The organism is Aureimonas populi (assembly GCF_017815515.1).
Lineage (GTDB): Bacteria > Pseudomonadota > Alphaproteobacteria > Rhizobiales > Rhizobiaceae > Aureimonas > Aureimonas populi.
In genome coordinates this window covers 2,366,232-2,383,467 of record NZ_CP072611.1, presented here as the reverse complement: position 1 = coordinate 2,383,467, position 17,236 = coordinate 2,366,232, and the positions used below count along the sequence as shown (strand labels likewise).

Here is a 17,236-nt window from a genome sequence, read left to right as displayed (position 1 = left end):
GCCGAAAGGCGCGCGGCGCTTGCCGCTCGGGAGCGCCTAACAGAACCTCCGGGCGCGGCCTTGTCGAGGGATTTTCGTGCCGGTGAGGCGCCGCGGCCCATGCAATGCATGGCCCGGCACGGCAACGACGCCCGATGGCGAAAAGAACCGACAAGCCGATCCCCGAGAGCCCTGTTGGACGCTCCAACGTCCCGCCTATCTTGGAAAAGCACGCGATCTTTGCAAGAGAAGGTTGGCGGCAGGACCGTTAACCACGTCTCTTTGCCCTTCTTTAGCCAAGCTGCCCCAGTCTAGGGGGAGTGGCGGGAGACCGGGGCGCCGGGCAGCGCATTCGCAAACGGCGGAGCATTACGGACGGTCGATGACGCTCATTGAACGCTACATCTTCGGCCGGGCCCTTCTCTACAGCCTGTCGTCGCTGGCTGCGCTCGTCACGGTGGTGTGGATCGTGCAGGTCCTCCAGCGCATCGATTTCGTGCGCACCAGCGCCAGCGCGGCCGGCGACATCTTCTGGATCGCACTGATGCTGATGCCCGACCTGATGGCCGGCGTGCTTCCCTTCGCCGTCGTCATCGGCGCGGTGCAGGCGCTCAACGCGCTGAACGCCGATTCGGAGCGGGCCGTGATCGCGGCGGCGGGCGCTTCCCGGATGGCGGTGGCCAATCCCATCCTCCTGCTCGGCCTTCTCGGCGGGCTTCTCGTGCTCTTCAACTCGCATGTCGTCGGCCCCGCCGCCTCCAGCGCCTTCCAGAACGGCCTGCGGACGATCAATGCCGACGCCATCAGCCTCTTCCTCCGGCCCGGGCGCTTCGAGACCATACAGGACGGGCTCGTCGTGGGCATCGAGGAGGCGCGCGGCCGGCAGATCGAGGGGCTCTTCCTGTCCGACACGCGCGACCCGGCCATCGACGTCCAGTACTTCGCGCGACAGGCGCAGATCGTGGAACAGGGCGCGCAATCGTTCCTGATCCTCCAGAACGGCCAGCTCCACCGCCGCACGCAATCGGACGGCGCGGTCTCGGTGATCGAGTTCCAGGCCTACGCCTTCGATCTGGCCACCCTGCGGCCGATGTCGAGCGGCGACTGGGTGCGCATGTCCGAGCGCTCCACCGCAGAACTCCTGCGCCCCGACCCCAGCGACCCGACACTGCAACAGAACCCCGCCCGCTTCTCCGAGGAGATCACCGCCCGCCGGACGGACTGGCTCTACCCGATCGCCTTTTCCTTCTGGGCCGTGGTCGTCGCAGGGCGCGCGCAGACCCATCGCCAGGGCACGGGCGCGGCCATGCCCATCGGCCTCGGCGCGGCGCTCATCGCAAAGGGCGGCGGCTTTCTCTCGCTCTCGCTCATCAGCGGCGACGTGCGCCTTGCGCCTCTCGCCTATCTCGTGCCCGCCGGGTTCTTCGCGATCAGCGCGGTCATCTTCCACTTCGACGTGAGCATCGTGGAATCGCGCCCCGTGCAGGGCTTCGTGCGCGCCCTGGAAGCGGGGCGCAACGCCATTGGGCGCCTGCTGCCCGGCTATGTCCGCGGCGGAGAGCGAGCATGACACGCACGCTCTCGCTCTACTTCCTCGGCCGCTTCCTTCTCGCCTTCCTGTCCGCGCTGGTCGCGGTGGCGGCGCTGGTCTATCTCGTGGATGTGATCGAGATCAGCCGGCGCGGCCGCTTCGAAAGCGTCGGCTTCAGCACACTGGCGCTTATCTCCGCGTTGCGCGTGCCCGCCTTCATGGAGCAGGCGTTTCCGTTCGTCGTCCTGTTCGCCGCGATCTTCACCCTCATCTCCCTGAACCGGCGCCTCGAACTCGTCGTGGCGCGCGCCGCCGGCGTTTCGATCTGGCAGATTCTCGCGCCGTTCCTGGCCGGCTCATTCCTCATCGGGGTCGCCGCCGCCACCCTCTACAACCCACTTGCGGCCATGGCGCAGGCCGGCTCGGCCCGCATAGAGACGCTGATCGCGGGCGAGGCAACGGTCCAGGATCAGGAGCGCCCCTCCTGGCTGCGCCAGCGCGGGGATGGGGTCGATTCGATCATCGGAGCGAAGGCGGTGGCCGATATCGGCCGCTCGCTCGGCGATGTCACCGCCTTCGTGTTCGACGATAACGGGAATGTGCGCGAGCGCATCGACGCACCGCTCGCAACCCTTGGCGACGGGCACTGGCTCCTGGAGAACCCGACCGTGCGGCGCGTGGGATATCCACCGGAATCGCGCCCCTCCATGGAACTTCCCACGACGCTCCTGCCGCAATATATCGAGCAGCGCATCGGCGATCCGGCAACGCTTTCCATCTGGGAGCTGGGGCCCAAGATCGAGGCGGCGCGGGCCTTGGGACTCAACCCCGACGCCTTTGCCATGCGCCTGCACACGCTGCTGGCCACGCCCGCGCTCTTCATGGCCATGACGCTGGTGGCCGCGACGGTGGCGGTGCGGTTTTCGCGCCTCGGCCAGTCGGCATCGACGATCGTCGGTGGCATCACGGCCGGCTTCGTGCTCTACGTCGTAACCTTCCTGGCGCAAGCGCTGGGATCGAATGCCGTGGTTCCTGCCGTCGCGGCGGCGTGGTTCCCGGTCGTGGCAGCAGGATTGTTCGGGACGACGATCCTGCTCCATCAAGAGGATGGATAGAATGAGGCCGAGGGGGTTCTCGCGCCATAGCCGGCCCATGTGGGGCCGCGCGAAGGGCGCGCTTCTGGTGGGCGTCGCGCTGGGGGCGCTGGCCGCCGCGCAGCCGGCGTTCGCGCAGGAATCGCTGGGCGCGCTCGGCGGCTCGGTATCCGTGCAGGAGGGCACGCAGCTCTTCCTGGAGGCCGACACCGTCAGCTACGACAGCGAAACCTCCACCGTCACCGCCTCGGGCGGGGTCCAGATCGACTATGGCGACTACCAGCTCGTCGCGCGCAACATCGTCTACGACCAGGCGACCCGTCGCCTCGTCGCGGCGGGCGATGTGGAGCTGATCGAACCGAGCGGCAACCGCATATATGCCGACGCCGTGGACATCACGGACGATTTCGCCGACGGCTTCGTGGAAGCGCTGCGCATCGAGACGCCCGACAACACGCGCTTCGCCTCCGCGCAGGCCGCCCGGCGGGACGGGGCGGTGATGACGCTGGAGCGCGGCGTCTACACCGCCTGCGAGGCCTGCGCCGAGCACCCCGAGCGCGCCCCGCTCTGGCAGGTGAAGGCGCGGCGGATCGTCTGGGACCAGGAGGCGCAGGTGGTGCGCTACTACGGCGCCCGCTTCGAGCTGTTCGGCGCCCCTATCGCCTACCTGCCCTACTTCGCCTCGCCCGACCCCACCGTGGAACGCCGCAGCGGTTTCCTGGCGCCGGAGTTCCGTGGGTCGAGCGATACGGGAACCGGCATCCGCATCCCCTATTTCTGGGCCATCGCGGACGACAAGGACGTCACCGTCGCCGGCACCTATTACACGAAACAGGGCTTCCTCGCCGAGGCGGAGTACCGCCAGGCGTTCGAGAGCGGCTATTTCACGCTGAAGGCCGCCGGCATCGCGCAGCGCGACCCGGAGGACTTCGACGACTATTTCTTCGACAGCGTCAATCCGCCCGTCCTGGACACGCCGTCGGACAATCGCGGAATGATCGGCTCGCAGGCCCAGTTCGCCATCAACGAGCGCTGGACCTTCGGCTGGGACGCGCTCGCTCAAACGGATTCGAACTTCTCCAACGTCTACGAGATCGAGGGCTTCAGCGACGTCTACCGGGCGTCGGAGATTTACCTGACCGGCCTTGGCGACCGGTCCTTCTTCGACCTTCGCGCCCAGCGCTTCGAGGCGCAGACCGAGAACACCTTCAGCGACGACATACAGCCCTATGTGCTGCCCTCGCTGGACTACGAATACATCTCCGAATCGCCCATTCTCGGCGGCGAGGTGGAGCTCGACATCAACGTCACCAATATCCGCCGCGACGATTCCTCGCCCGCCATGCTTCTGGTCTGCCAGTCGGCCTTCCTGAACAACGGCATCTGCGAGGGCGGCTCGATCGAGGACCGCTTCCGCACGGACGTGTTCCGCCGCACAGCGCTGGAAGGCGACTATGCCCGCGCGACGGCGGAAGCGCAGTGGCGCACGAGCACCGTGACCGATTTCGGCCTCGTGCTGACCCCGACGCTGACGGGGCGCGGAGACCTGCACCGCGCCGACATGAGTTCCCCCGGCTTCCCCTTCGATACCGCCACGCTCGGCGGGATCGAGGTGGACGAGACGGGAGGGCGCGCCATGGCGACGGCCGCCATCGAGGCGCGCTATCCCTGGCTGATCGAGACGGCCGGCACTTCGCACGTCATCGAGCCCATCGGACAGCTCATCGTGCGGCCCGACGAGATGGAGGCCGGCATCCTGCCCAACGAGGACGCGCAGAGCCTCGTCTTCAACACCACCAATCTCTTCTCGCTCGACAAGTTCTCCGGCTACGACCGGATGGAAGGCGGCACGCGGGCCAATGTCGGCGTGAAATATGCCGGCGTGCTCGGCGCGGGCTATTTCCTCGACGCGGTGGCCGGCCAGTCCTTCCATCTGGGCGGCGAGAACCCTTATGCGGTGGCCGACCTGGCGCTGCTGGGCTACGATTCCGGGCTCGAGACGGACCGTTCCGACTATGTGTCGTCGCTGGCCCTGACGACTCCGATCGGCCTCGTCTTCGGCGCCCAGGGGCGCTTCGACGAGGAGGATTTGTCGCTTCGCCGCGCCGACCTTTCGGCCGCCTATGGCACGGACAACCTTTCCGGCTCGCTCACCTACTCCAATATCGCCGAGCAACCCGTCTACGGCTTCGCGGAAGATCGCCAGCAGGTGACGGCCTCCGCCTCGCTGCGGTTGAGCGAGACGCTCAGCACCTTCGGCTCGCTGAGCTACGATATCGAGAACGAATCCGTGATCTCGCGTTCCTTCGGCGTGGGCTATGCCGACGAGTGCTTCAGCCTCATCGCGCAATACGAGAGCACCTCGGACCGCTATCAGCTGCAATCGGCCGAATCGCGAGTGATGTTCCGCCTGTCCCTCAGGACGCTGGTGGAGACCGAGTACAGCTACGACCTGGGAGACGACGGCTGATCGCGTCGTGCGCACGACAGCCCGAAAAGGGCCTTCAACAAGAAGGCGTGATGTTCTAGGAAGGGCAAAATCATTGTTTTGACAAGTCCATGCGCCAGAACGGCGCATCGATTTCGACATGCTGCGCGACTCCAGCGCGCCGACGGGAGCTCCGGTAAGCCGATGAGACGCCTTCTCGCTCAAACAGCCCTGATGGTCCTTCTGGCGACGTCCGGCACCATTCTCGCCGCCCCGCCGGCGGCGGCGCAGCAGTCCGAGGTTCGTGCGGTGGTCAACCGCGAGGCCATCACCAGCTATCAGATCTCCCAGCGCGCCGCGTTCCTGCGCCTTCGCCGCGCGCCGGCCTCCAACGAGGCGGCCCTGAACGAGCTGATCGACGAGCAGTTGAAGAAGCAGGAAATCCGGCGGCGCGGCATCAACATCCCCGACAGCGCGGTGGATGACGCCTATGCTAATTTTGCCGCGCAGAACCGCCTGAACGCCAGCCAGTTGAACCAGCTCCTGGGACAGGCCGGCTTCAGCCAGGCTGGCATGAAGGATTATATCCGCACCCAGATGGGCTGGGGGCAGGCCGTTCAGATGAACATCCGCCAGACCGAGATGATCAGCGAGCAGGATGCCGTGCAGCGGATGCTGCAACAGGGCGGCGACAAGCCCTCTACGACAGAATACACGCTGCAGCAGGTGATCTTCGTGGTGCCGGAGGCCGAGCGGTCTCGCATCATGAATCAGCGCACGCAGGAGGCCAACGCCCTGCGCCAGCGCTTCACCAACTGCCCGGCGACCTATCAGTTCGCGCAAGGGCTGCGCGACGTGACCGTGCGTGAGCTGGGCCGTGTCGCGCAGCCGGAACTGCCGCCCCGCTGGAAGGACGAGGTCTCCTCCCTCTCCGCCGGGCGGACCACGCGCCCGCAGACGACCGAACGCGGCGTCGAGTTCATCGCCGTCTGCTCCACCCGCACCATTTCGGACGACCGGGCGGCGACGCTGGTGTTCCAGGCGCGGGAGCTGGAGCAGCTCAGCCAGAGCGAGCCGGACGCCGAGTTCCTGAAGCAGCTACGGGACCGGGCCACCATCGTCCGGCCATGAACGCGCACGCGGCGCGCGGCGCGCTTCTGGCCGTCAGCGTCGGCGAGCCTTCCGGTGTCGGGCCGGACCTTGCGCTACTGGCCTATCGGCGGAATCGGGAGGCGGGGCTGCCGCCCTTCTTCCTGCTGGCCGACCCGACGATGCTGGCCTCGCGCGCAGCCCGGCTGGATATCGACATCGCCATCGAACCCGTGGAAACCGCCGTTCAGGCGGCTTTTGTCTTCCCGCGCGCGCTGCCCGTGCTGCCACTCGTCAACCGGCATGTCGACAGTCCGGGCCGGATCGAGCCGGCAAACGCCTTCGGCACCGTCGAGGCCATAGATCGGGGCGTGCGGCTGGTGATGGGCGGCGAGGCCGCCGCGCTGACCACCTTACCGATCGACAAGAAGGCGCTCTACGATTGCGGCTTCGCCCATCCTGGCCACACGGAGTATCTGGCCGCGCTTTGCCAGGAACTGACCGGCAAGCAGGCGATGCCCGTCATGATGCTGACCGGCCCGGAGCTTTCGGCCGTACCCGTCACCATCCATGTGCCGCTGGCCGATGTTCCAAGGCTCTTGACGACGGAGTTGATCCTGGAGACCGCCCGGATCGTGGTGCGTGACCTGAAGGAGCGCTTCGGCATAGCGGCCCCGCGGCTGGCTCTCGCGGGCCTGAACCCGCATGCGGGCGAAAGGGGTGCGATCGGGCAGGAGGACGAGGCGGTGATCGCACCGGCCGTCGCGATCCTGCGTGCGCAAGGGTTCGACGCGGTGGGGCCCCTGCCCGCCGACACCATGTTCCACCCCCCTGCCCGTGCGCGCTACGACGTGGCCCTTTGCATGTATCACGATCAGGCGCTGATCCCGGCCAAGACGCTGGCCTTCGACGAAACGGTCAATGTCACGCTCGGCCTGCCGCTGGTGCGCACCTCGCCGGACCACGGCACGGCGGCCGACATCGCCGGGACGGGCTCGGCACGGCCGCAAAGCTTCTTCAGCGCCCTGCGCCTCGCCGCTCGTATGGCCGGGCTGCCTCGCGAAAAGGCCGCTGCCTCGTGAGCCTCGACACGCTGCCGCCGCTGCGCGAGGTGCTAGCCCAGCACGGGCTCGATCCGAAGAAGGCGCTGGGGCAGAATTTCCTGCTCGACCTGAACCTCACGGGAAAGATCGCGCGGCAAGCCCTGCCTCTGGAGGGCGAGACGGTTGTCGAGATCGGCCCCGGCCCCGGCGGGCTGACGCGCGCGCTGCTTGCCCACGGCGCATCGCGCGTCGTGGCGGTGGAGAAGGATCCGCGCTGCCTTTCCGCACTGGCCGACATCTCGGCTCACTATCCCGGACGGCTGGAAGTGGTGGAGGCCGACGCGTTGAAGGTGGACCTGGCAGCCCTCGCCGGCGGGCCCTTCAAGGTGGTGGCGAACCTTCCCTACAATGTCGGCACGCAGATCCTGCTCGATCTCGTCGCGGCGCCGTCATGGCCGCCGCTTTGGAGCGAATTGGTCCTGATGTTCCAGAAGGAGGTCGCGCAGCGCATCGTCGCCCTGGAGAACGACCCGCATTTCGGCAGGCTCGGCGTGCTGTGCGGCTGGCGGACGGAGGCGCACATCCTGTTCGACGTTCCGCCGGCCGCCTTCACGCCGCCGCCCAAGGTCACTTCATCTGTCGTGCGCCTCGTGCCCCGGCCCGCCCCATTGCCCGCCGAGCTGGCGACCTTGGAGAAAGTGACGGCGGCCGCCTTCGGGCAACGGCGCAAGATGCTGCGGCAGAGCCTGAAGAGCCTGGGCGGAGAAGCGCTGCTCGGCCGCGCCGGCATCGACCCGCAACGGCGCGCGGAGACGCTTTCCGTGCCCGAATTCGTGAGCCTTGCGAACCTCCTTTAGGAGGTTTGCAGGGTCTTGGCTTCTTCCAGCAACTGCGCGGTGAAGTCGAACAGGCCAGGCCGCCTGTCGCGCCGCAGCCGCTCGGCATTCACGATGGAAAGCACGGCGGAGAAGGCGCGGTCGAGGTCGTCATTGACCACGACATATTCGTAATCCCGCCAGCGCTCGATCTCGACGCTGGCGTTCTTCATGCGCATGGCGATCGTGTCGCCCGAATCCTCGGCCCGGCGCAGGAGGCGCGCCCTCAACTCCTCCATGGAGGGCGGCAGGATGAAGATGGAAACGATGTCCGTCTTGGCCTGCTCGACAAGCTGGCGCGCTCCCTGCCAGTCGATGTCGAAAAGCATGTCGCGCCCCTCGCGCATCGCCTGCTCGGCCGCCTCGCGCGGGGTGCCGTAGAAATTGCCGTGCACCTCGGCCCATTCCAGCAGCGCATCGCCCGCGCGCAGGCGCTCGAATTCCTCATGGCCGATGAAATGGTAGTGCACGCCGTCGATCTCGCTGGCGCGGCGCTTCCTCGTGGTCACGCTGACGGAGAGCGAGAAGCGCTTGTCGAGTTCCAGGAGATTGCGGGCGATCGTCGACTTGCCGGCGCCCGACGGAGAGGAGATGACCAGCATCAGCCCGCGGCGGGCGATGGGGATCGGGGATTCGGTGTCGAGGATCGGCCTCATTCGATATTCTGTACCTGTTCCCTGAACTGATCGATCACGACCTTGAGCTCCAACCCGGTGCGGGTGAGCGACGACGAGTTCGATTTAGAACAAATCGTGTTCGATTCGCGATTGAATTCCTGCGACAGGAAATCGAGCTTGCGCCCGACCGGGCCCTCGGCCGCCAGAAGCGCGCGCGCGGCCGCGATATGGGCAGAGAGGCGATCCAGTTCCTCGCGAATGTCGGCCTTCGTGGCCAGGATCGCCGCCTCCTGCGCAAGGCGCGCTTCGTCCACCGGCGTACCGGCCGACAGGAGCGCGCCGACCTGCGCGCGAAGGCGCTCGGCGATGGCGCCCGCGCTGCGCGACGGGTCGGCCTCGGCCGCGCTCGCCAGCGCTTCCATCTCGTCCAGCCGCAGACCGAGAGCTTCGGCCAGCCGCGCTCCTTCTGCCGCGCGCGCGGCCACCAGGGCATCCAGCGCCCCGCCGAAGGCATGGAGGGCAGCCTGCCGCAACGGCTCCTCCGGCGCGGTGGCGCTCGCGCTTTCGCCGCTCTCGATCACGCCCCTGAGGGCCAGGAGGCCATCGGCGCTCGGCTGCACCGCATGGCCACCGCGCACCAGCTCGTCAGCCAGGGCCACGAAGCGCGCCAGCACGTCCTCGTTGACGGCGATGGAGCCGGGCGCGCTGGCTCCGCGCAGCTGGAGCGAGATCTGAAGATTGCCGCGCGAAAGCCGCGCAGCGGCCAGACGCCTGATCTCCGGCTCCAGCGCATCGAAGCCGGGCGGCAGGCGCAGGCGCAGGTCCAGCCCCTTGCCGTTCACGGAGCGCAGCTCCCACACCAGCGCAGCGCCGGCAGCCTCGCCTTCCGTGCGGGCAAAGCCCGTCATGCTGGCCACGGGCATTCGCTCACCCTTCCGGTCGCATCGGCGCGCTCACTCGACCAACGTCGCGTCTTCCTCGGCCTCGGCCTGCACCTCGGCGCTCGCCGCGCGCTCGGCCATCAGGGCGCGATAGGCCCGCACATTGGCGTTGTGCTGGTCCAGCGTCTGGGCGAAGGCGTGCCCGCCGGTGCCGTCCGCCACGAAGTAATAGTCGTTCGTATCCAGCGGATGAGCCACCGCTTCCAGCGAGGCGCGGCCGGGATTGGCGATCGGGCCGGGCGGCAGGCCGTTGATCACATAGGTGTTGTAGGGCGTGTCGCTCTGGATGTGCGAGCGGCGCAGCGGCTCGCCCGGCGGCTTTCCGGCTCCGCCCCAGATGCCGTAGATGAAGGTCGGGTCGGATTGCAGGCGCATTCCGTCGCGTAGGCGATTGATGAAGACGGAGGCGACATGGGGCCGCTCCTCCGCCACGCCGGTCTCTCGCTCGACGATGGAAGCGAGGGTGACGAACTCCTCGATCGTGTCGATGGGCAGGCCCTCGTCGCGCCCGGCCCAGATCTCCTCGACCACGGACGCGTGAGCCTCGGTCATCTGGCGAACGATGTCGGCGCGCGTGGCGCCGCGCGTGAAGACGTATGTGTCGGGCAGGATGGTGCCTTCGGCCGGCTTTTCCGGCAAGTCGCCGGCCAAGGCGTCGTTGGCCGCCAGTCTTTCCCACACCCGGTCCACCGTCCAGCCCTCGGGAACGGTCACGGCGTGCTGGATGGAGCGGCCGGCGACCAGCGCATCCATGACCGAGCGCATCGAGACGCCGGGCTCGAACGCGTACTCACCGGCGCGCAGGCCGCTGCCGGCGCCGGATACGCGCACCCCCGCCTGGAAGATCTCCGCGCTGGCGATGATCCCCTCACGCTCGAGGCCGGCCGAAATGCTGGCGAGCCCCCCGCCCCTGGGCACCATGAAGGTGGCTTCCTGGGTGAGTGGGCCGGGGCGCTCGAACTGCGCCTTGCCCCAATAAAGCACCGCCGCACCGCCCAGAAGGCCGATGACCGCGAGGCTGAACAGGAAATTGAGGAAGATGACGAAGCCGTTCCGGGCGCCGCGCGAGGGCCGTCTGTCCTTCGGCCGGCGAGAGAAGAACCCGCGCCGCGCGGGGCCGTTTTCGGTTCGATCCACCACGTTCTCGTTCCCCTCCGTCTTCCGCCCTTCGCCAGCCTGCCGAAGCATCACCCTTTTGTGGCGAAAGACGGGACATCAGAAAGGCCCGGCAAGAGCCGGGCCTTCGAAGTTTCCAGATACGCGGCTACGCCTCGACGCGGCGCAGGACGAGCGAGGCGTTCGTGCCGCCGAAGCCGAAGGAATTCGACAGCACGACGTCGATCTGCTTCTCGCGCTTCCTGTGCGGTACGAGATCGATCTTCGTTTCCACGGACGGATCGTCCAGATTGAGCGTAGGGGGCGCCACATTGTCGCGGATCGCCAGCGCCGAGAAGATCGCTTCCACCGCGCCGGCGGCGCCCAGAAGGTGGCCGACGGCAGACTTGGTGGACGACATCGAGATGCCGGCCGCAGCATCGCCCAGAAGCCGCTCGATCGCCCGCAGCTCGATCTCGTCGCCCAGCGGGGTCGAGGTTCCGTGGGCGTTGATGTAGTCGATCTGCGAAGGCTCGATGCCGGCGCGCTTCAACGCGGCCTTCATGCAGCGATAGGCGCCGTCTCCGTCCTCCGCCGGGGCGGTGATGTGGTAGGCGTCGCCCGACAGGCCGTAGCCGATCACCTCGGCATAGATGCGCGCGCCGCGTGCCTTCGCGTGCTCGTAATCCTCCAGCACGACGATGCCGGCGCCCTCGCCCATGACGAAACCGTCGCGGCCCTTGTCGTAGGGGCGCGAGGCGGCGGTGGGATCGTCGTTATAGCCGGTGGAGAGCGCGCGGCAGGCGGCAAAGCCGGCCAGCGACAGACGGCAGACGGGCGATTCCGCGCCGCCCGCCACCATGACATCCGCGTCGCCGAGCGCGATGAGGCGCGCGGCGTCGCCGATGGCATGAGCGCCCGTCGAACAGGCCGTCACCACCGAATGGTTCGGGCCCTTCAAGCCGTTTCGAATCGAAACATGACCGGAGGCGAGATTGATCAGCGCCCCGGGAATGAAGAAGGGGCTGATGCGCCTCGGCCCCTTCTCCGCCAGGATGAGCGACGTCTTCTCGATGCCTTCGAGCCCGCCGATCCCCGATCCGATCAGAACGCCGGTGGCGATCTGGTCCTCGTAGGATTCCGGGTGCCAGTTGGCATCGTCCAGAGCCTCGGCGGCCGCTGCGACGGCGTAGACGATGAAGTCGCCGACCTTGCGCTGCTCCTTGGGCTCCATCCAGAGATCCGGATTGAAGCTCCCGTCGGTGCCGTCGCCCAGGGGAATACGGCAGCCGATGCGGCAGGGAAGATCGGAAACCTCGAATTCCTCGATCTTGCGTGCACCGCTCCGGCCATCCAGAAGGCGCTTCCAGGTCACGTCGACATTGGCGCCGAGAGGGCTGACCATGCCGACGCCGGTTATGACGACTCGTCTCATCCTACTCCCTTTCGTTTCAGCGGACAGCTTCCGCCCGAAACGTCAGGCCTGGTTCTTCTCGATGAACTTGACCGCGTCGCCGACCGTGAGGATCGTCTCGGCCGCATCATCGGGGATCTCGACGCCGAACTCTTCCTCGAACGCCATGACGAGCTCGACCGTGTCGAGGCTGTCCGCGCCAAGGTCGTCGATGAAGCTGGCGTTCTCCGTCACCTTCTCCTGTTCGACGCCCAGATGTTCGACGACGATCTTCTTCACCCGCTCGGCGATGTCGCTCATGTTCATTCCTCTATTGAGATTTCCCTCGTCGCCCTCGTTAGACGCGGGGAAGCTGTTAATCAAGCTGCCCACCGCCCCGGCCGCATGGCGACCGGGGACAGGGAGCGTCGGAACCCGATTTTGCCGGGCTTTGTTCCGTCAGATCATCGCCATGCCGCCGTTGACGTGCAGGGTCTGACCGGTGACGTAGCCGGCCTCCTCGGATGCCAGGAAGAGGGCGGCCGAGGCGATGTCCTGCGATTCGCCCATGCGGCGCATCGGGATCGCGCCCATGATGGCGCCCTGCTGCTTCTCGTTGAGCTTGTCGGTCATGGCACTGCGGATGAAGCCGGGCGCGATGCAGTTGACCGTCACGTTGCGCGAGGCGATCTCCTGGGCAAGCGACTTGGAGAAGCCGATCAGGCCCGCCTTGGCCGCACAGTAGTTCGTCTGGCCGGGATTGCCCGTGACGCCGACGATGGAGGTGATGTTGATGATGCGCCCGTAGCGTCGGCGCATCATGGCGTGGGTCAAGCCGCGCGTCAGCCGGAAAGCCGCCGTGAGATTGACCTCGATCACCTTGTCCCAGTCCTCGTCCGACATGCGGACGAACAGGCCGTCCCGGGTTATACCGGCATTGTTGACGAGGATATCGACGCCCTCCAGCGTCTCCTCTGCCCTGGCGGCGAGTTCCTTCTGGTCCTCGCGCGCGGAAAGGTCGGCCGGAAGCACCACGGCGCGCTCACCCAGCGAGCCGGCCAACTCCTCCAGCTTCTCGCGGCGCGTACCGTGCAGGCCAACTGTGGCGCCCGCCGCATGAAGCGTGCGGGCGATCGCCTCGCCGATGCCGCCGCTGGCACCGGTGACGAGGGCCTTGCGGCCGGTCAGATCGAACATGTCGTTTCCTTCCAGGAGATGTCCTTGGCCTTCAGGCCAGGGCAGCGTCGATATCGGCAGGCGTGCCGACGCTGCGGGCCGAGAGGCGCTTGTCGATGCGTTTGGCAAGTCCGGCCAGAACCTTGCCGCTGCCGATTTCCAGAAGCTCGCTCACGCCCTCATCCGCCAGGAAGCTCATGCTTTCCCGCCAGCGGACCCGCCCCGTCACCTGCTCGACGAGACGGGCGCGGATATCCTCGGGGTCCTCGATCGGCGCCGCCAGGACATTGGCGACGAGGGGCACCTTGGGGGCCGCGATCCTCGCCTCGCGCAGCGCCTCGGCCATGCGCTCGGCAGCCGGCTGCATCAACGCGCTGTGGAAGGGCGCGGAGACCGGCAGCGCGATGGCGCGCTTGGCGCCCCGCGCCGAGGCCAGCGCCATGGCCCGCTCCACGGCCGCCTTCTTGCCGGAGATGACGAGCTGGCCGCCGCCATTGTCATTGGCGATCTGGCAGACCGAGCCTTCGGCGGCCTCCTCGCAAAGCGCGGCGAGCGCCTCGGCCTCGAGGCCGATGATGGCCGCCATGGCGCCCTCCCCCGCCGGCACCGCCGCCTGCATGGCCTCTCCGCGAACGCGCAGGAGCCGGGCCGTGTCCGCCACCGAGAGGGAGCCGGCGGCGGCGAGGGCGGAATATTCGCCGAGCGAATGCCCGGCCACGAAGGCGGCCCGCGACAGATCGAACCCGCGCGACTCCATGCTGCGCAACGCGGCCAGCGAAACGGCCATCAGTGCCGGCTGCGCATTGGCGGTCAGGGTCAGCGTCTCCTCGGGCCCCTCGAAGATCGTGGCACTGAGCCGCTCGCCCAGCGCCTCGTCCACCTCCTCGAAAACGGCGCGCGCTTGCGGATAGGCGTCGGCCAGCAGTCGGCCCATGCCGACCGTCTGGCTGCCTTGCCCGGGAAAAACGAGTGCGAGGCTCATCGCCGTTACCTTCCGTTCACACTTTCGCGGGCTGAATGGGTGCGCGACCCCTCCCATGTCAAGCGCGCAACCGGCGCGGAGGGTGCCTTCGCGCCCTCGAACGCCCATTCTACGGGCCTTCACCGGGCCGAAAACAACTGGCGCGGTCCGCGTGGCGGACCGCCCTTTCGCCACACCAGGCCCGGGCGGGGGCGCGGAACCGAGGGCGCGCGGGAGATCCGCCCCCCCTCGCTTGCGGGCGGAGACACAATGCGCTAAGGAGCGCCCGTCACTGCCTGCGGTTCGGCCGGGAGCTGAACGGAAGGCGCGTGGGCCCATTTCCCACGCGGATGGCGATCCGACGATCGCCTGCTTCCCGTGTTCCCGCTCTCGACCGTCTCGATGACGCGCCTTTCCTTCCCGAAGATTCCGGTCTTCCCTCGGAGAGTCGCAGAGGCTTAGCCGCCGGACCCGGGCAGAGCGAAACGGAAACCCGAAGGAAAGGCGAGAGACCGCTCATGGCGCTCTACGAGCACGTTTTCCTTGCACGACAGGACATCAGCGGCCAGCAGGTCGAGCAGCTCGTGGAGAATCTCCGCGGGATCCTCGAGGCCAATGGCGGCAAGGTCGGCAAGGTCGAGAACTGGGGTCTGAAGACTCTCACCTACCGGATCAAGAAGAACCGGAAGGCTTACTACACCCTCATGAACATCGACGCTCCGGCGGCGGCTGTCCAGGAGATGGAGCGCCAGATGCGCTTCAACGAGGACATCCTGCGCTACCTGACCATCAAGGTCGAGGAGCACGACGAGGGCCAGTCGGCCATGATGCAGAAGCGCGACGACCGTCCGCGCCGTGGCGGCCGCGATGACCGTCCCGGCCGTGAAGACCGCCCGCGCCGGGACGACGATCGCCCGCGCCGCGAGGACGACGACCGCCCGCGCCGTCCGCGCAACGAGGAGGCCGCGTAAATGGTCGACATCGCACAGCTTCCCACGCGCCGGCCGTTCCATCGCCGCCGCAAGTCCGATCCGTTCGCCTCGGGCGAATCGCCGAAAATCGACTACAAGGACGTGCGCCTTCTGCAGCGCTACATCTCCGAGCGCGGCAAGATCGTGCCCTCGCGCATCACCGCCGTCTCGCAGAAGAACCAGCGCGAGCTGGCCAAGGCGATCAAGCGCGCGCGCTTCCTGGGCCTTCTGCCCTACGTCCTCAAGTAGGACCGGGGGCGCCCTCAAGGCGCCCCGAACCGAGATTCGTCCGGCGCGTCCATCGCGCCGGCCATCCTCCCGCCCTCGTTCGGCGCCGGTCGGGAGACGGATGCACACAGCCGAGTTGAGGCGCGATGCCTCTAACTGCGAAAGCGCAGGACAGCGAGCGACATGGCCCCTCAATCGATCCTTGTCGGCATTCTGGCCGGACTTGCGAGCGCCCTCCTCTTCGCGGGGATCGTGACGCAATCGGTGAGCGCGGTCGGCCTGTCGCTCGCGGCGCCCATTCCCATTCTTCTCGCCAGCCTCGGCTGGGGCAGCGCTTCCGGCTTCGTGGCCGCCTTCGCGGCGGCAGGCGCGGTCTCGCTCTTCACCGGCACTTCGGCGGGTGGGCTGATGATCCTGGCCTCCACGGGCCTGTCCTCAGCCGTCGTGGGTCATCTGGCCGGCCTCGCCCGCCCCAGCGACGACCCCACCCGGCAATCGACGCCGCCGCTCGTCGGCCCCGCGCCCGTGCCGCTCGACTGGTATCCGCTGGACCGCATTCTCCTCGCCATCACGCTGTCGGCCGCGCTCGGCTGCCTGTTCCTCGGCTGGCTCGTGGGGTTCGATCCGGCGGACGCCGCCCCGATGCTGACGGAGGCGCTGGTCGCGCAGGGCGCGGCGGGCCTCGATACCAACGAGGCCCAGATCGCCATGCTGGCCGAGACCGTCGTGGCGCTCGTGCCCTTCGTGCAGCCGGCCTTCCTCGTCGGCACCCTCGTCGCCTCGCTCTACCTCGCCGCCGTCATCGCGCGGGCGAGCGGGCGGCTGCAGCGGCCGCGCGACGACGTGCCGGCCGGAGCCGGCCTGCCCCGCGCCTCGCTGGCGGTCTTCGCGCTGGCGCTGGCGGGCTCCTTCCTCGACGGCTCCGCGGGTGCCATCGCCGCCGTGTTCGCGGGCGCCTTCGCCTGCGCCTTCACGCTGGTCGGGCTCGCCGGGTTCCACCTGCGCACACGCGGGCGGCCGGCGCGCGGGCTGCTGCTCTTCCTCCTCTACGCGGCGATCGTCATCCTGACCTTCCCGCTCATCGCCTTCCTCGTCTACGGCGTCTTTCGAACGGCGCGCGCGGACGAGGCTCCGACAAGCCATCCATAGAACCGAAGGAACATATCCATGGACGTCATCCTCCTCGAACGCATCAGCCGCCTCGGCGGCCTCGGCGACACCGTGCGCGTGCGCGACGGCTACGCCCGCAACTATCTTCTGCCGACCGGCCGCGCCCTGCGTGCCAACGAGGCCAACCGCGCCAAGTTCGAGGCGCAGAAGAGCCAGCTCATCGCGCGCAACGAAGAGCGCAAGAGCGAGGCCCAGAAGGTCGGCGAGACGCTGGACGGCAAGAGCTTCGTGATCGTGCGCTCGGCCGGCGAGACCGGCCAGCTCTACGGCTCGGTCTCGGCCCGCGACATCTCCGACCTGCTCAAGGCCGAGGGCTTCGCCGTGAACCGCAACGCGGTGGAGCTGAACCTGCCGATCAAGACCATCGGCCTGCACAAGGTGGCCATCGGCCTCCATGCCGAGGTCGAGATCGAGGTGACGATCAACGTCGCCCGCTCGCCCGACGAGGCCGAGCGCCAGGCGCGCGGCGAGACCCTGACCTCGGCCGACGCCATCTACGGCATCGACGAGGAGGAAGAAGAACTGCCGGCCGAGGAGGAGACCTTCGAAGGCGAGGAAGAGGCCGCCGAGGCGGTCGAGGAAGAGGCCCGCTAAGGCGCGGGTCCAGGAGCCCGCGGGCGGTTGCCCACAGGCGTTCCACAGCTT

Annotated in this window: 17 protein-coding genes; 10 read left to right on the top strand and 7 right to left on the bottom strand. The window is 67.9% G+C overall.

All coding sequences use genetic code 11. The annotated features are described in order from the left end of the window. The first annotated feature begins 361 nt into the window (after window positions 1-361). From J7654_RS11115 to rsmA, 6 genes are all read left to right on the top strand, one after another. On the top strand, window positions 362-1,549 hold the full coding sequence (locus tag J7654_RS11115; RefSeq protein ID WP_209736002.1) for an LptF/LptG family permease: 1,188 nt from the start codon (window positions 362-364) through the stop codon (window positions 1,547-1,549). Then, on the top strand, window positions 1,546-2,625 hold the full coding sequence (gene lptG / locus J7654_RS11110) for an LPS export ABC transporter permease LptG (RefSeq protein ID WP_209736001.1): 1,080 nt from the start codon (window positions 1,546-1,548) through the stop codon (window positions 2,623-2,625). Before J7654_RS11115 ends, lptG begins: the two co-directional genes overlap by 4 nt. A 1-nt stretch (window position 2,626) precedes the next feature. Next, on the top strand, window positions 2,627-5,074 hold the full coding sequence (locus tag J7654_RS11105) for an LPS-assembly protein LptD (RefSeq protein WP_245195470.1): 2,448 nt from the start codon (window positions 2,627-2,629) through the stop codon (window positions 5,072-5,074). Window positions 5,075-5,236: 162 nt separating this feature from the next. Further along, the gene (locus J7654_RS11100) at window positions 5,237-6,163 is read left to right on the top strand and encodes a SurA N-terminal domain-containing protein (RefSeq protein WP_209736000.1); all 927 of its coding nucleotides are present in this window, start codon (window positions 5,237-5,239) and stop codon (window positions 6,161-6,163) included. Further along, on the top strand, window positions 6,160-7,203 hold the full coding sequence (gene pdxA, locus J7654_RS11095) for a 4-hydroxythreonine-4-phosphate dehydrogenase PdxA (protein WP_209735999.1): 1,044 nt from the start codon (window positions 6,160-6,162) through the stop codon (window positions 7,201-7,203). The genes J7654_RS11100 and pdxA overlap by 4 nt, the downstream gene beginning before the upstream one ends. Continuing rightward, complete coding sequence (gene rsmA, locus J7654_RS11090; RefSeq protein WP_209735998.1) at window positions 7,200-8,021, top strand: 16S rRNA (adenine(1518)-N(6)/adenine(1519)-N(6))-dimethyltransferase RsmA; 822 nt, start codon at window positions 7,200-7,202, stop codon at window positions 8,019-8,021. The genes pdxA and rsmA overlap by 4 nt, the downstream gene beginning before the upstream one ends. Here the strand turns inward: rsmA and gmk are convergent. From gmk to fabD, 7 genes are all read right to left on the bottom strand, one after another. After that, window positions 8,018-8,695 carry a guanylate kinase gene (gmk, locus tag J7654_RS11085; protein ID WP_209735997.1) on the bottom strand — a complete coding sequence of 226 codons (678 nt, stop codon included), beginning with the start codon at window positions 8,693-8,695 and terminating at the stop codon, window positions 8,018-8,020. The two genes, rsmA and gmk, sit on opposite strands and share 4 nt — an antisense overlap. Further along, window positions 8,692-9,579, bottom strand: coding sequence for a YicC/YloC family endoribonuclease (locus tag J7654_RS11080; RefSeq protein ID WP_209735996.1), 888 nt, complete (start codon window positions 9,577-9,579; stop codon window positions 8,692-8,694). The genes gmk and J7654_RS11080 overlap by 4 nt, the downstream gene beginning before the upstream one ends. 30 nt (window positions 9,580-9,609) lie before the next feature. Next, window positions 9,610-10,785: an endolytic transglycosylase MltG gene (gene mltG, locus J7654_RS11075; RefSeq protein ID WP_209735995.1), complete on the bottom strand. Its 1,176-nt coding sequence runs from the start codon at window positions 10,783-10,785 to the stop codon at window positions 9,610-9,612. 76 nt (window positions 10,786-10,861) lie between these two features. Continuing rightward, entirely contained in the window at window positions 10,862-12,127 is a 1,266-nt protein-coding gene (gene fabF, locus J7654_RS11070; RefSeq protein ID WP_209735994.1) for a beta-ketoacyl-ACP synthase II, read from the bottom strand. A 42-nt stretch (window positions 12,128-12,169) separates the two neighbouring features. Then, the gene (locus tag J7654_RS11065; protein ID WP_185983259.1) at window positions 12,170-12,406 is read right to left on the bottom strand and encodes an acyl carrier protein; all 237 of its coding nucleotides are present in this window, start codon (window positions 12,404-12,406) and stop codon (window positions 12,170-12,172) included. Window positions 12,407-12,544: 138 nt separating this feature from the next. Then, complete coding sequence (gene fabG / locus J7654_RS11060) at window positions 12,545-13,282, bottom strand: 3-oxoacyl-[acyl-carrier-protein] reductase (protein ID WP_209735993.1); 738 nt, start codon at window positions 13,280-13,282, stop codon at window positions 12,545-12,547. 31 nt (window positions 13,283-13,313) lie between these two features. Beyond that, the gene (gene fabD, locus J7654_RS11055) at window positions 13,314-14,243 is read right to left on the bottom strand and encodes an ACP S-malonyltransferase (RefSeq protein ID WP_209735992.1); all 930 of its coding nucleotides are present in this window, start codon (window positions 14,241-14,243) and stop codon (window positions 13,314-13,316) included. Between the two features lie 497 nt (window positions 14,244-14,740). On the opposite strand from fabD, the gene rpsF reads away from it, so the two are divergent. From rpsF to rplI, 4 genes are all read left to right on the top strand, one after another. Continuing rightward, complete coding sequence (rpsF, locus tag J7654_RS11050) at window positions 14,741-15,193, top strand: 30S ribosomal protein S6 (protein ID WP_209735991.1); 453 nt, start codon at window positions 14,741-14,743, stop codon at window positions 15,191-15,193. Further along, complete coding sequence (rpsR, locus tag J7654_RS11045) at window positions 15,194-15,442, top strand: 30S ribosomal protein S18 (protein WP_209735990.1); 249 nt, start codon at window positions 15,194-15,196, stop codon at window positions 15,440-15,442. A gap of 162 nt (window positions 15,443-15,604) precedes the next feature. Beyond that, on the top strand, window positions 15,605-16,570 hold the full coding sequence (locus tag J7654_RS11040; RefSeq protein ID WP_209735989.1) for a hypothetical protein: 966 nt from the start codon (window positions 15,605-15,607) through the stop codon (window positions 16,568-16,570). Between the two features lie 18 nt (window positions 16,571-16,588). Continuing rightward, on the top strand, window positions 16,589-17,185 hold the full coding sequence (rplI, locus tag J7654_RS11035; RefSeq protein WP_209735988.1) for a 50S ribosomal protein L9: 597 nt from the start codon (window positions 16,589-16,591) through the stop codon (window positions 17,183-17,185). The last annotated feature ends 51 nt before the right edge of the window (window positions 17,186-17,236 follow it).

What these genes read in the sequence shown, in the direction of transcription:
- J7654_RS11080 (WP_209735996.1), bottom strand. Translation starts at nt 9,579, where the DNA reads ATGCCCGTGGCCAGCATGACGGGCTTTGCCCGCACGGAAGGCGAGGCT.
- pdxA (WP_209735999.1), top strand. Translation starts at nt 6,160, where the DNA reads ATGAACGCGCACGCGGCGCGCGGCGCGCTTCTGGCCGTCAGCGTCGGC.
- lptG (WP_209736001.1), top strand. Translation starts at nt 1,546, where the DNA reads ATGACACGCACGCTCTCGCTCTACTTCCTCGGCCGCTTCCTTCTCGCC.
- J7654_RS11100 (WP_209736000.1), top strand. Translation starts at nt 5,237, where the DNA reads ATGAGACGCCTTCTCGCTCAAACAGCCCTGATGGTCCTTCTGGCGACG.
- J7654_RS11105 (WP_245195470.1), top strand. Translation starts at nt 2,627, where the DNA reads ATGAGGCCGAGGGGGTTCTCGCGCCATAGCCGGCCCATGTGGGGCCGC.
- J7654_RS11040 (WP_209735989.1), top strand. Translation starts at nt 15,605, where the DNA reads ATGGCCCCTCAATCGATCCTTGTCGGCATTCTGGCCGGACTTGCGAGC.
- fabF (WP_209735994.1), bottom strand. Translation starts at nt 12,127, where the DNA reads ATGAGACGAGTCGTCATAACCGGCGTCGGCATGGTCAGCCCTCTCGGC.
- rpsF (WP_209735991.1), top strand. Translation starts at nt 14,741, where the DNA reads ATGGCGCTCTACGAGCACGTTTTCCTTGCACGACAGGACATCAGCGGC.
- mltG (WP_209735995.1), bottom strand. Translation starts at nt 10,785, where the DNA reads ATGCTTCGGCAGGCTGGCGAAGGGCGGAAGACGGAGGGGAACGAGAAC.
- J7654_RS11115 (WP_209736002.1), top strand. Translation starts at nt 362, where the DNA reads ATGACGCTCATTGAACGCTACATCTTCGGCCGGGCCCTTCTCTACAGC.
- gmk (WP_209735997.1), bottom strand. Translation starts at nt 8,695, where the DNA reads ATGAGGCCGATCCTCGACACCGAATCCCCGATCCCCATCGCCCGCCGC.
- fabD (WP_209735992.1), bottom strand. Translation starts at nt 14,243, where the DNA reads ATGAGCCTCGCACTCGTTTTTCCCGGGCAAGGCAGCCAGACGGTCGGC.
- rpsR (WP_209735990.1), top strand. Translation starts at nt 15,194, where the DNA reads ATGGTCGACATCGCACAGCTTCCCACGCGCCGGCCGTTCCATCGCCGC.
- fabG (WP_209735993.1), bottom strand. Translation starts at nt 13,282, where the DNA reads ATGTTCGATCTGACCGGCCGCAAGGCCCTCGTCACCGGTGCCAGCGGC.
- J7654_RS11065 (WP_185983259.1), bottom strand. Translation starts at nt 12,406, where the DNA reads ATGAGCGACATCGCCGAGCGGGTGAAGAAGATCGTCGTCGAACATCTG.
- rplI (WP_209735988.1), top strand. Translation starts at nt 16,589, where the DNA reads ATGGACGTCATCCTCCTCGAACGCATCAGCCGCCTCGGCGGCCTCGGC.